The sequence below is a fragment of the Deinococcus marmoris DSM 12784 genome, assembly GCF_000701405.1.
In the GTDB taxonomy this organism is placed as follows: domain Bacteria; phylum Deinococcota; class Deinococci; order Deinococcales; family Deinococcaceae; genus Deinococcus; species Deinococcus marmoris.
On the sequence record NZ_JNIV01000120.1, the window covers coordinates 1 to 11,855 of the forward strand.

Here is an 11,855-nt window from a genome sequence, read left to right on the forward strand (position 1 = left end):
GTGAACCGGTGGTAGCACATGCTTTTCTCCTTTGACAGAGAAAGCGTAGCCCCTCCGGGTCACGCTGTGCGCTAGCAACTTGAATCCACCTCAGTTGTCTGAAGTCGCGCAGCAGCAGGTCATGACCAACACCCAATTGATGCTGGAGAGCCAGAGCCGGGAACAAGAAATTATCCGCAACGAAGAAAAATTTAAGGCTGAAGTTGAACAGATGGTGGCCGAGAATCAAGCAGAAGCGGAGGAGTACCAGCGGGATATCAAAGCTGCCTACAGCAGTATGTCTTCCATCATCGGTTCTGAAATCAAGCTGGACCCCGTGGGGGATTGATGAAACTGTCTCGCATTCTTGTTCCCTTGCTGTTGCTCACCCTGGTCAGCATGGCAGATGCCAATACTTTTAGCACGTACCAGAAAGTTTTTGTGGGAAATCCCCTTGAGATGGTCAATGACCTGAACACACAGCTCAAGCAATCGGGGATCGGCCCAAATATCAAAAAGTTAGCCTATGCCATTACTGTTGCGGGCTTTATCTTTCAGCTTTGGAAGGGGCTGGGGCGGAACAATCGCGGAGAAATGCGCGCGACAATTGTTCAAGCGATTGGTGTTTCTATTATGCTGAGTCTGGTGACAGTTATCCATCAGGCGGTCATCACTTCTTGGAACACCACGTACACGACTTCCAATGTGATGTTTACCAAGGATCTTAGTAAGAAGATTGATGATGCTGGCACTCAAATGTCAAATATGATTGGCACAGTGGCAGAAGTGGCGACTATGGGGACCACAGCGGCGGCCTACGGTGCAAAATCCCTTGGCACGGGCGCTGCACTTAAAAGTGGAGGCAAAGTTCTCGCCAAAACGGGGTCTCGCATTGGGGCTGGGGCCATTGCTCTGTCTGGATTTACCATCATGTACGCGAGCATTATTGCTATTGCTGGTTTCGTTGTTCTTGCCGTAGGGTACGTGCTGCCACTGGCAATTGCATTTACGATGTGGGGTCAGACGACCGCAATCTGGGCCTGCGTCAGCAGTACGCTGGGAGCCATTCTTGTGACGGCCCTGATTCCCTTGCTGGCTTACAGTGCGATTGACCGGGCATTTATCAAACCCGCCGAAGCCACGAAACAATTCATTGCTCAGAATGGATTTGCCGCCAGTTGGGACACCGCTGGAGCCAAACTTACCGAGAACGAGTTCTACAAGCAGACCCGCGCAGAAATGGCCGCGTGTAAGGCCAGAGCCGCGTCAGCCACAGATGGAGAAAGTGTGGACTGTACCGATGAAAAGTCGGCCAATGTTATTGGAAAGGCATACGGTTTTGTTGCGGCGAAAATAGGTGACTATTTTGAGACTTTTAAGGGTATTGCTGCTCAGCTTTTTGATTCTATCACTGGCGCAATTATGCAGATCATCCTTTCAATTATTTACTTTATCGCGGCCATGATTTTCATGGGTGCGGCAGTGAATTTCCTAACGACGATTCTGGGTGGTGTTGCTTCCTACGCCGGAGCTGTCAGCAAGGGCGGGGGATAATCCTATGGTGAAGTATCTTCTTATTCTTGCTGGATTGTGTCATTCGGTGGCCTACGCTCAAAACAGTGAGTATGAAAAGATGCTAGAGGCAATGGATAATTCATCAAATGGACGTGTGCTTATTTTTGCGCCGAGTATCTTTGATATCAACCTTGCCAATGGGATACGTCAGACGTTTTTGGATAGAGTTAGGAATACCAAAGTTAAATTAGTGACCATCCAATATTACAACTATCTTGCAAAAAGCACCATCCTTTCTCTCGCAGTCATCAATGTTCCTATCTATGAGGTCCAGACTTCTGCATCTGATGGAATTATCATTATTGACAATCAGGGATGGAAGGGCAGGAACTTAGGTAAAGTTCCAAACCCGAATATGGAGCGCATGAGTGTTCAGGAAATCAACAACATGCTTCTCTGGTTCAACAAAGCTACCAGTGGGAATACACGGATTACCCAATACGAAGCCCTAGACAGATTGAAGCAGGTGCTAAAATGATGAATCAGGATTTGATTGACCGTACGATGGTTGGAAAAGTTGCCAAGCGTTTTGATTTTAAGTTTAACGCCTACTATATTTTCCTGACTTTGCTGAATCTGGCCGTAGTCGCCCTGGCGTTCTACGATGCCAAGGGGCTAGTGATCCTCTTTATCACCATTGGATTTTCCCTCAACATGCGTCTCAAGTTGACCCAGCGCGAGGAGCAGCGGATCACCAACGAACTGCTAGAGGAAATCTTAGAGAACAGCGTGCCGCTAGGCCGAGCGAAGTAACCATGCTCTTTACGCCCGAAGAGGTCAACAGCCGAATTCAGCAGGATTACGCGAAGCTCCTCCGCATTCTCCCTGCTGATCTTCGGGTGGTGTTTGAAGCCGTCATCAGCGACTCAGAAGAGGCCAAGTTGCGCTTTGGCCGCCCACTCAAGATCAAGCACGGCGGCCAGTGGCACAAGTACCCTGAATTGGTCATCACCCAGAACCACCTCACCGACCTCCGCAGCCGCATTGACCACATCCGCGACGACAACCGCGCCGGGATTGACGGCACCGGCCACCGCATCAGCCGCATTCCCAGCGCCGACGGGTTGGGAACAGACGGCTTCAATATCCGCGTAGCTCGCTTTTATGTGGGGGTGGCCGAGCTGCTGAGAAAATGCGTGGAGGTCAACCCCTCGATGCTGATTATGGGCATGGCCGGGAAGGGCAAGAGTACCCTGCTGCGCGACTACATCCGTATTGCTGCTGAGAAGTACGACGCCAACCTGACGGTAGTGGACACGTCCAATGAAGTTGCAGGCGACGGGCGCACGCCGCACCCCGGCATTGGCGAGGCAGACCGCTACTTTGTGCCGATCAAGGCTGAGCAGCACAAGGTCATGCTGGAAGCCATCGCCAACAACTCTGCTCACTACGTTGCGATTGACGAGCTGCAAACCCGGCTGGAAGCCGAAACGGTCAAGGACCTCAGCGTAAAGGCCAGTTTCATTGCCACCACCCACGGGGACAACATCACCGAGATCATCAAGAACACGGCGCTGGAGCCGCTGTTCTCTCCCACTGCACTGTTTCACTGGGGTCTGGTGGTGCGCGAAATTGGGGTCTATGACCTGTACGACTTGCGCCAGGCGGTTGAAGATGTGAGTGCAGGCCGGGAGCCTCAGCCCCTTGAGACCATCACTGCCAGGATTGAGGAACGCGAGCCAGAGCCAGCGCCGAAGTTAGAACCAGCAGCACCACCCGTTTACTTAAGTAGCTAGCGGGAGTAGATGACGTCATATGGCGATTCCCCAGCTCGCATCGTCTACTGCGGCCCGGAGTTCGGTTTTGTCGTCGAAGTGCCGCTTGGGAAGTTTGTGATACTTCAGATTGAGCCAGCCGCCTTCCATGAGATTAAGTTCTGGGCTGTAGACCGGCAAATATACGACGCTCAAGCCTTGCATGCCCCACCGCTCACGGTGTTGAGTCACTGCCCGACAGGTGTGAATGCTGGCCTGGTCTAAGAGGACGACGCTGGGGCAGGCCGGATCGGCCTGCTCAGCCAGCGCATCGAGAAAGGCCACCGTGTCTTGACCCGTGGTGTTGCCCATGATCTCACGGTACTGCACGGCGTTGCTGCCGTATTCCACACAGCCCATCAAATTCAGTCGGGCGGTGATTCCTCTGGCCTTGGAGGTGGGGACTTCCATTGGCTGAGCAATGGCAGACCAGGTGTACATGTTGGGTTGAGTCAGCCAGATGGCTGACTCGTCAAGAAACAGGAGGCGGAGCAGGCCCATTAAAGCCCCCTTTTTACCGCCTCCAGGTCGGTCTTAAACGCCGTTTTGGTTTCGGGATCGGCCTGTCCCGCGACAACCAGACGCGTGCGTTGCCAGCTCATCCCGGCGTGGTGCAACTGGGTTCGCATAGCGCTCCGCCCTACCGTGACCCCATACCGCTCGAACACATAGGCCACCAGACTCCGGGAATTCCAGACTTGCTGACCTGCGGCGATCTGCTGACCGACATCGGCGATGATTTCGGGGGTCAGCACGCTGGTTCTGCCGGGATGAACGCGCTCCTGGAGCGCGTCTAAACCGCCTTGATGGTACTGATGGATCTGAATGCGGACGCTCTTGGCAGACATGAGGCCAAGCGCCGCGATCTGAGCAGGCGTTTGTCCTTGGATAACGTGCCAGAGGACCAAATATCGCTTGCGTTCGCATGGCAACACGTCAGCAGCAGTCAAGCGTTGACGAAGAAGAGCGAGGGCGGATTCGGTGAGGTCTAGGCTCAGGCGTTTGATGCGGTAGTATACACCCGCTGGCTACTTAACAGCAGAGGAGCAAGATCCTTTCGGAGTTAGAGAAGCACAGTCAAGTGCATTTGATAAGAACTAAGGAGGGCAGGGATATGACCAAAGCAGACGTTGTTAAAATTTTACTGTTCATCTGGAAAATTGTTAGAATAGTAACTGTCTTTGTTGTAGTGTATGGCTTTATGGCATTGAAATATACTTTTAAGGCTTTTGTTATTGCTTTGCCCGCAACTATTTATCTTATTACATGCTTTCTGGGTGGCGTGGCGGGCGGTGCAGCGGACGCGGCTGCGAGCAAAGCATCTTCACGCCGTCCCTATCACCGAATTTGGAGCGATGAAGAAAATAGTTCGTACTATCACCGCTGATAATTTCACTTGCACCAGTTCCCCGCTCAGGCGGGGTTTTTCGTTTTAGGCAGCGAGAAAGACGACGACCAGGATCAGCACCAGGGGAGGGTGAGGGGGCAGCATCAGGGCGACGGTGCAGGCAGGGCGGGCGAATGCCTGGGGCCAGGGCTTGACTGTTTCACTCTGGAGAAGGCGTCAGGGGGGGTGTGTTTTGTTCTCTCAGCGATTCCAGCTCTATTGCTTTGTTCGTGTGGCCTTCCATGCGGTTTTCCCGGCTGAGAAGCGCCGGGAAACCAGAACTCCAAGATGCGGCATTCCTCACGTCATGCCGCTGGATTTCTTACCGCATTCCAGTCCCTTCGCCGGAGGCGCGGGGGGCGTTGTGGGTGGGTCTAGAGCGGTGTACCTCTCTCTGCCGTCACCGCTACGCGGTTCCATTCGGTGCTGAGGAGCGCACCGAAAAAGAAGGAGCGGCCCAAAGGCCGCACAGCACCTTTCCCGCCGTCCCGCTTGTTACGGCGGGAGGGCCGCGCCCGTCGTCGGTCTCGGGGCGGCCCGTCGATCTAGCCGAGCGCGGCACAGACAAGGGATGAAGGGAGCGGCCAGGGGCCACACGTTCTTTTTGAAGAGATCAAAGAGAAAACCCAGAAGGGCTTATCGGCCAGCCGGAAAATGTTGGAAACGGCCCCAAACATTTTCCGGCTGGCCTGCGGCCAAAGGATGGCAAAGCGCCCAGGACGCTGCAAACCCGGCAAAGTGCGCCGGGTTCCGACTTTGGGCCGACGAGCGGCCCAGCTTGACAGCAGCACCAGCAGAAAGCAGGGGTAAAAAGCAGGCCCAGGAGCGCAGTGCAGACCCCCAGGGAAACAGACCGACGAGCGCCGCCGAGGGCGGCACACGACGCCCGGAGTGGGCGACGTGTCCAGCGGACAACGAAGGGGAGAAAAGCCGACAAGGGCGGCATAAACGCGACTCTAGCAGCATCTTAGAGGGTTGACAAGATACAAAGTGTCTTGTATTATGTCCTTACCTCAGACAGAGAGGGAAGGAGCGCCAAAAATGACGATCAGCACTTACGAAAAGGTCAAAATCATCTTCTGCGAGAACGCCCCAGCCGCCACCGTTTACCGGCAGTTGCGCCACACCTTCGCCACCGAAATTGTGCGCGGCTCGGTGGGGAACCTGAAAAACGATCAGGCCACCATGCCCCACGCCCACAAGCAGGCATGGGCCGCGAAGGACGCCGCGTATGCCCTGATCGTGGGGCTGATGTCCGCCGCGAACTGCGAAGACCAGGCCCAGGAAGCCGCCGCCGAACACACCAACCTGCACTTCGATCAGAAGGCGCTGCTGCTGCCGCCCACCAGCCAGCCCCGCCGCATCTATTCCACTCTCCAAGACCCCGACGCCTACACCCTCAGCATTGCCCCTGAGCGCGTTCTCGGCACGGTCCCCGGCATGACCATGTACTTGCTCAGCGAGGACGACGCGCAGATGTTCACCCAGCGCACCGGGGAAAAGTTGCGCCCACTGCACACGCTCTAAGACGCCCGGCCCCGCGTCCCAGCGGGGCCACTCTCCCCCACCGGAGGACCGCCGCCGATGCACTGGACCCTGTACGACTTGCCCCCCGAACTTGAAGACGACGAGCGAGGCCCAGACGCCGACGCCCCGGCAGACTTTGACCCTCCCGCCGAGCTGGAGGCCGCCACCGACTTCCCCACCCTTACAGACTGCCCGTACTGCGCCTCACGCGCCCCGGAAAGCTGCGGGTGTTTTGACTGAAGGAGTAACCATGTTCCACAGCGCCGATGAAATTTACGACGATGAAATTACCAGCGGACCCTATGACCGCGAGGAAATCAACTTCGAGGCTGCCGCCGCCGAGCTGCGCGCCCCGCTCCTGCCAGAGTCGGCCAATTGCTACGAGGACGCCGACGCCGCCAAGCAGTACGACGACGCCCACTTAGACGAGCTGGAGGACGAGCAGTGACCCTGACCCCCGATCTGGAGACCTATGCCGCGAACATGCGCCAGCGCCGCCGCGTGGCCGCGCACAACCTCAGAGCCGCCCGCAGGTTGCAGCGCCAGGGCGATCAAGCCGCCGCCCAGAGGATTGAAAATCACCGTGACGCGAAGCGCAGGTACGGCGACCTGTACCCCAACCCAGACCGCCGCGCCGATCTGCTAAGACACGTCGATTCATTGAAGGCGACGTTAAACGATCTGGAAGGCCAGGAGCCACCGCCCGAAGTGAGCGCCACTCCCGAAGGTCAGGCGATCTATGCGACGTTCAAAAGAAGCATTGACAATTTCGCCGCCCTTGCCCAAGCTGCCCGGTTCTGATGCCTGAACTTGACCCACTGATGACCGACATGAAGCAGTGCGCCCAGGACATGCAGCGACTCTTAGACGCTCTAGAGCTGTGCCACCACGAGGATTACCGGGTGAGCGAAGCGGCGACCACCCTTCACAATCGGCTGTCCCGCTTTAACCTCCGAATCCTTGACCGCGAATTAAAAGCCACAGGCCGGTAAGTCAGAAACAGGAGATATGAGCCGCGCCTAGCGTGGCTTTTCTTCTGCTGTAACACTGCGCCAATCAGTTTCAAGAGGGTTGACAAAATACAAAATATCTTATATAGTGTCCTTACCTCAGACAGAGGAAAGGAGCAATAAAAATGACCGCAGCAGAACAGATGACCGCCCCCGCCCCCCTTCGCCTCGTGACCCCCGACACCGCCGCCGCTGATGTGGTGAATGTGGCCTTCGCCCGCACGCGCCGCAGCAGCCTGAACCCCCGCAAGCGGTTTGACCACGACAAATTGGTGGAGCTTGCCGCCAGCATTTACCAGCGCACCAAGTTTGACGGGGGCGGGAATGTCACGCGCACCGGGATTGAACAGAACCTCATCGGCAGGCCCAGCGCCAAGGAAAGCGGCATGGTGGAGTTGGCCGCAGGCGAACGCCGACAGCGGGCCGTCGAGCTGCTGGTCCAGGGCTTGACCGTGCAGGTGCAGACCGGAGAGGACGCCAACGGACGCCCGGTTATGGGGGAAGCGTTCTATCAGGTGACGGACGCTTACCCGGTGCCGTTCCGCATCGAGGAGATGACCGACGCCGAGCTGATCGAGGTTGCCACGCTGGAAAACAGCCAGCGCCAGGACATGACCCCGATGGAGGAGGCCGACGCATTTCTGGCCCTGATCGGAGCGGGCCGCACGGCGGATTATGTGGCGGTCAAGTACGGCCTACACGTCAACACCGTAAAGAGCCGGGTGCAGTTGGCAGCAGGTTTGGGCCGGGACGCCCGCAAGCTCTTGGACGAGGGCGCAATCAACTTGGAACAGGCCAAGATCATTGCCACCACCAGCGGGGCCATGAAAAAATCCCTCACCGAACACGCCCGCAACGGCAACAGCGTTACCACCTTGAAAAATCTCGTGAAGGCCGGGGCGTTTCTCGTGGAAAATGCCCGCTTTGATGTGGAGGCCAGCGGCTTAAAAATTGACGAGGGCGGGCTGGGAATGTTGGGCGACTTTCCCGCCAAGTTCGCGGACCACAAGACAGCGCTGAACAAGCAGCTTGAGGCGCTGGAAATCCTCAAGGCCAAAGAGGAGGAGCGCGGGACCTGGGGCAAGGTAGAAATTGTGACCGTGGAGAGCGCGTATGCCAACCTGCCAAGCAGTGAATGGGTGACGCCCCCGCACGGCATGACCCACAATCTGGCCCTGATTTGCAGCAGCACCACCGGGAAAATTGCCGAGAGCAGCCAGTATGTAAGGTACGCCGACGCCCAGGTGTTCAAGCGTGAGCAGGCCGAAGCAGCCGCGCAAGCTCACGCAGCCGCAGCGGGTGAGGGTGAGGCCGGGAGCGGCGAAACCAGCGCCACCAGCACCCCGCGCACCACGTATCCCGCCGCCGACACCGGGCCGAAGATCAGGGAGGCCGCGCACGTCCTGGCGCACCAGACGCGCTCTCAGGCGATTCATGGGCATCTGGCAACCGACCCCCGGATGTGTCTCGCGCTGGCCTGCGAATCACTGGCAAAGACCACCATCTGCCACAGCGGGGGCGGAGCAATGGAGATCAGTTTGCGGGGCGTGAAAGAGGTTCCGCTGACCGACGAGGGCCGCACCCTGGCCGCAGATTTGGCCTTGACGTTCGGGACGGTCTTCGCCACCGATGAGGGCGGGCGACTGACGTACCGGAGAATGGGATTTGATGTGGAGGAGGCGTTGACTGCGCCAGAAGTCCAGACCGAAGACCTCTTAAAACTGTTCGCATACCTGACGCACCAGCAGGTAGGCGACTGGGATAACAGCCTGAACGACACGCCGCGCCGGGTCAAAGCGTTGGCCGAGCGGTTAGAAGTGACGGGCGACGTGCAGGAGCGGTTCACCCTCAGCACCGGGTATCTGGACGGCTACACCGTTGACGCCCTGTTAAAGCTCATAGAGACCATGCCCGAAGGGTTGCGCCCAGTTGGACTGATGAAGGCCAGCAAGAAAGAGATCGTGGGGCTGATTCTGGAAAAAGCGCCCGCACTCAAGGGGGCCGGGTGGCTGCCGGACCTCGTGAAGTTCTAGGAAGCAGAGCAGGGGGAGGCCGAGCCTCCCCCCACTTTCCCAGGAGGGCGCACATGGGCGGCAACAGGAAACACGGCTTTGCACGGGGCAACGCCAGCGGCAGGAATGGACAGACCTACGGGCCGAAATGGTTTTGTGACGGCTGCCAGCGCGAACACGGAGGCAAGGTGTTTAGCACAGTCATTTACGGCTTGGTGTACTGCGACAGGCAGGCCAGCCGCATTGAAACGGCCCGGTCTAAGCGGCGATTAAACGCGATTCTTGCTTTTGCCAGCGCACCGGAACAAACCACTTCAAATTGACAATATACAAAGTATCTTGTATAATGTTCTTACCTCAGACAGAGGGAAGGAGCATGTTGATGAGTCAATCTCAGCCCACCACCACCGAGAAGTTTAGCCCCCGCCTTTCCGCCACCGAGCGCGGCAGGTTGGGAGGACAGGCCACCGCCCAGCGCCACGGCAGCATATGGAAGCGATTGGACGCGCCGGATTTTGGGCCACTGTGGAAAAGCACTTTGGCGGCGACGTGGCCGCCTACATGCGAATGCTCAGAACCCACCGGGCGCAGGGCAAGGAGAGCGCCGTGCTGGGGTGCAGTGTCCAGAGCCAAGGCCAGAGCGCCGCTTAACAACCTGCACGCGGCCCCGACAAGCGGGGCCGCAGCTCCCGCCCTCGCCCCCAAGGAGTGACCCCATGCCTACCCCCAACAACCGCGACGAGTACAAGAAAAATCTTCTCCTGAGCATCTATCAACTGGTGCAGGCCATTGAGACCGACGACGACAGCATTCACCCCACTTGGGTAGCGCAGTCCATTCACAGTGACACCCGCGAGTATTTCAACGCCGAGCGGTGGAAGCCCAGCCCCGTCTATGAAGGCATCCAGACCCGGATACCCGTGGGCGAAATGGTGACGCTCCACATTCGGATGTGGCAGGCGGAAACCCCAGGGGACGAGCAAAGATGTCAGCAGTGGGTGACAGGGAAGGTGGTCAAGATTGAAAGCCTGTACCGACCCGACGACGGCGCGCGGTTTGGACTTGTTCCAACAGGCAAGCGCAACCCGCGCAGTTTTCAGTACCGGGCCGTGGTGTCCTCCAGCCTGAAGGTCTGGAGAGGCAAGCTCACGCCGCAGCAGGCCCAGGCCCGCGAACCCTTCTACCACCACGAAACCATTCCACCCGTGCAGTACCCCCAGGAGGCCAGCGCATGAACAGCAATACGGATCTGACGAACAGGGCAACACATGGCACAATGAAAAGGACCTATCCACAGCGGACAGGTCCACTCCCCTCAGACAGAGGTAAAGGAGCGCAACGAGTCTACATGAAAGAACAGAAGACCCTCAACCAATGGCGCAAGGAACGTGGCCTAACGGTTGACGAGCTGGCAGAAAAAGCTGGAGTAGGGCGGAGCATTCACAGTTGGCTTTACAGCGGCAACATCCCAGGTCTGAAAACAGGCTTGATACTGGCAGAGGCGCTGGATGTTGACGTAACCCAGATCGTGTGGGGCAAAGAGAAGCGGCAAGAAGTAGAAGTTCCCCCCATGCCGGAAGGCCGCGAGGTCACTGGCAACCAGAGCCGCGTGACCCGTGAGCAGTACGAGGTGGCAAAGCAGTGGGTGGCCGCAGGCCGGAGCATGGACACGACGGCTGGGGCCGTCGGTGTGAGCCGGGGAATACTGTACAAGGCGTTTGCGAGATTTGAAAAAGAGGACGGTTCTCAGAAGCCCAGCGAAGGGCCAGCGCAGGAGGCAGCCGGGTCCAAGGTCAAGACCCGGAAGCCGAAGGCTTCCAAAGACGAGTCATGAACTTGACAGTTTTACGACATCTCAGAAGGTTTTACGACAACTGCACCAAAGGATACTCCAGGCGATCAACCCGCCTGGCCTTTTTTGCCGATAGGCACGCATAGAGGCTGAGAATACATCTGGCCTTAGCATGTCGTAAAATTTACATTTTACGACATAAGAAACCTAAGTATAATATTCTGATGGCAGCAAAACAAGGAGAATGGACCTGTGACGGACCACCCCAACTGGAACTTGTGAAGGCGCAGTGGGATTGTGCCCAGACACGAACGAAGGTCTTCGAGTGAATTGAAGTACTTGATAGCCGTGAGGGCAATCACTCCGCCTTGGGCCACCGGTTCCCGGCAGCCTTCGAGGAGCAGGCCACCATTCCGAACTGAGCGTTCACCAAATCCCTGACAGATCAGTCCAAGGAAGCGTTACCGGAGGAGTTGAGTTCGATACGCCCCACCATGTCGCCAAATCGCCGTGGGCCGATACTGCCTCCACTTTTTGGTACCCTCCTGATTCCTGCCCACAGCCGTACCCCACTTTTTTAGTTTTTCTCCAACTTCAGACCGGGCGGGTTTCCATCTTTTCCCGGCCCGCCGCATCCGCAGAAGCGACGCCGCCGGGAAGCATGTAGCCTGCCGCCAGTTCCCGGTAAGCCCTCACCTGCTCCGTCTGCCAAACCTCATCCTGGCCCAGTTCCTCGGCCATGATCACGGCCACGCGCGGCGCGGCGTCGGCACTGGCGCGGGCATTCAGCAGCAGGGCGCGGGTGCGGCGGGACAACAC

General features: G+C 57.5%; 18 protein-coding genes and 1 pseudogene. 16 read left to right on the forward strand and 3 right to left on the reverse strand.

The window, feature by feature from the left end; translation table 11 throughout:
• Positions 1–121: 121 nt before the first annotated feature.
• The 5 genes from Q319_RS0119975 to Q319_RS24925 are packed head-to-tail and all read left to right on the forward strand — an operon-like array spanning position 122 to position 3,290.
• Positions 122–328: a hypothetical protein gene (locus Q319_RS0119975; RefSeq protein WP_029484196.1), complete on the forward strand. Its 207-nt coding sequence runs from the start codon at positions 122–124 to the stop codon at positions 326–328.
• Positions 328–1,533, forward strand: a complete 1,206-nt coding sequence (locus Q319_RS0119980; protein ID WP_029484197.1) for a hypothetical protein — start codon at positions 328–330, stop codon at positions 1,531–1,533. Before Q319_RS0119975 ends, Q319_RS0119980 begins: the two co-directional genes overlap by 1 nt.
• A 4-nt stretch (positions 1,534–1,537) precedes the next feature.
• Positions 1,538–2,032: a hypothetical protein gene (locus Q319_RS24920; RefSeq protein WP_029484198.1), complete on the forward strand. Its 495-nt coding sequence runs from the start codon at positions 1,538–1,540 to the stop codon at positions 2,030–2,032.
• The gene (locus Q319_RS0119990) at positions 2,029–2,307 is read left to right on the forward strand and encodes a hypothetical protein (RefSeq protein WP_029484199.1); all 279 of its coding nucleotides are present in this window, start codon (positions 2,029–2,031) and stop codon (positions 2,305–2,307) included. Before Q319_RS24920 ends, Q319_RS0119990 begins: the two co-directional genes overlap by 4 nt.
• 2 nt (positions 2,308–2,309) lie before the next feature.
• Positions 2,310–3,290, forward strand: a complete 981-nt coding sequence (locus Q319_RS24925) for a hypothetical protein (protein ID WP_029484200.1) — start codon at positions 2,310–2,312, stop codon at positions 3,288–3,290.
• 15 nt (positions 3,291–3,305) lie between these two features.
• On the opposite strand, the gene Q319_RS25810 is transcribed toward Q319_RS24925, so the two are convergent.
• The gene (locus Q319_RS25810; RefSeq protein ID WP_051655600.1) at positions 3,306–3,809 is read right to left on the reverse strand and encodes a transposase; all 504 of its coding nucleotides are present in this window, start codon (positions 3,807–3,809) and stop codon (positions 3,306–3,308) included.
• Entirely contained in the window at positions 3,809–4,243 is a 435-nt protein-coding gene (locus Q319_RS0120005; RefSeq protein WP_245619404.1) for a helix-turn-helix domain-containing protein, read from the reverse strand. Before Q319_RS0120005 ends, Q319_RS25810 begins: the two co-directional genes overlap by 1 nt.
• 179 nt (positions 4,244–4,422) lie before the next feature.
• Here Q319_RS0120005 and Q319_RS27460 point away from each other — a divergent pair, with 179 nt between their 5' ends.
• The 11 genes from Q319_RS27460 (at position 4,423) to Q319_RS0120050 (ending at position 11,078) form a co-directional block, all read left to right on the forward strand.
• The gene (locus Q319_RS27460) at positions 4,423–4,695 is read left to right on the forward strand and encodes a hypothetical protein (RefSeq protein ID WP_156039483.1); all 273 of its coding nucleotides are present in this window, start codon (positions 4,423–4,425) and stop codon (positions 4,693–4,695) included.
• Between the two features lie 1,041 nt (positions 4,696–5,736).
• Positions 5,737–6,222 (forward strand): hypothetical protein, encoded by a 486-nt coding sequence (locus Q319_RS0120010; protein ID WP_029484203.1) that lies wholly within the window; start codon positions 5,737–5,739, stop codon positions 6,220–6,222.
• Between the two features lie 57 nt (positions 6,223–6,279).
• Complete coding sequence (locus tag Q319_RS0120015) at positions 6,280–6,462, forward strand: hypothetical protein (protein ID WP_029484204.1); 183 nt, start codon at positions 6,280–6,282, stop codon at positions 6,460–6,462.
• Positions 6,463–6,472: 10 nt separating this feature from the next.
• Positions 6,473–6,670 (forward strand): hypothetical protein, encoded by a 198-nt coding sequence (locus Q319_RS0120020; protein ID WP_029484205.1) that lies wholly within the window; start codon positions 6,473–6,475, stop codon positions 6,668–6,670.
• Complete coding sequence (locus Q319_RS0120025; RefSeq protein WP_029484206.1) at positions 6,667–7,023, forward strand: hypothetical protein; 357 nt, start codon at positions 6,667–6,669, stop codon at positions 7,021–7,023. Before Q319_RS0120020 ends, Q319_RS0120025 begins: the two co-directional genes overlap by 4 nt.
• Positions 7,023–7,214, forward strand: coding sequence for a hypothetical protein (locus tag Q319_RS27465; RefSeq protein ID WP_156039484.1), 192 nt, complete (start codon positions 7,023–7,025; stop codon positions 7,212–7,214). Before Q319_RS0120025 ends, Q319_RS27465 begins: the two co-directional genes overlap by 1 nt.
• 143 nt (positions 7,215–7,357) lie before the next feature.
• Positions 7,358–9,265, forward strand: coding sequence for a ParB/RepB/Spo0J family partition protein (locus Q319_RS0120035; RefSeq protein ID WP_029484207.1), 1,908 nt, complete (start codon positions 7,358–7,360; stop codon positions 9,263–9,265).
• Positions 9,266–9,318: 53 nt separating this feature from the next.
• Positions 9,319–9,567, forward strand: coding sequence for a hypothetical protein (locus Q319_RS27470; RefSeq protein WP_156039485.1), 249 nt, complete (start codon positions 9,319–9,321; stop codon positions 9,565–9,567).
• Between the two features lie 166 nt (positions 9,568–9,733).
• Positions 9,734–9,895 (forward strand): hypothetical protein, encoded by a 162-nt coding sequence (locus tag Q319_RS27475; RefSeq protein ID WP_156039486.1) that lies wholly within the window; start codon positions 9,734–9,736, stop codon positions 9,893–9,895.
• 65 nt (positions 9,896–9,960) lie between these two features.
• Positions 9,961–10,479: a hypothetical protein gene (locus Q319_RS0120045; protein ID WP_029484208.1), complete on the forward strand. Its 519-nt coding sequence runs from the start codon at positions 9,961–9,963 to the stop codon at positions 10,477–10,479.
• The gene (locus Q319_RS0120050) at positions 10,476–11,078 is read left to right on the forward strand and encodes a helix-turn-helix transcriptional regulator (protein ID WP_156039487.1); all 603 of its coding nucleotides are present in this window, start codon (positions 10,476–10,478) and stop codon (positions 11,076–11,078) included. Before Q319_RS0120045 ends, Q319_RS0120050 begins: the two co-directional genes overlap by 4 nt.
• A gap of 552 nt (positions 11,079–11,630) precedes the next feature.
• Here the strand turns inward: Q319_RS0120050 and Q319_RS0120055 are convergent.
• Positions 11,631–11,855: pseudogene (locus Q319_RS0120055) on the reverse strand (hypothetical protein); the annotation flags it as partial.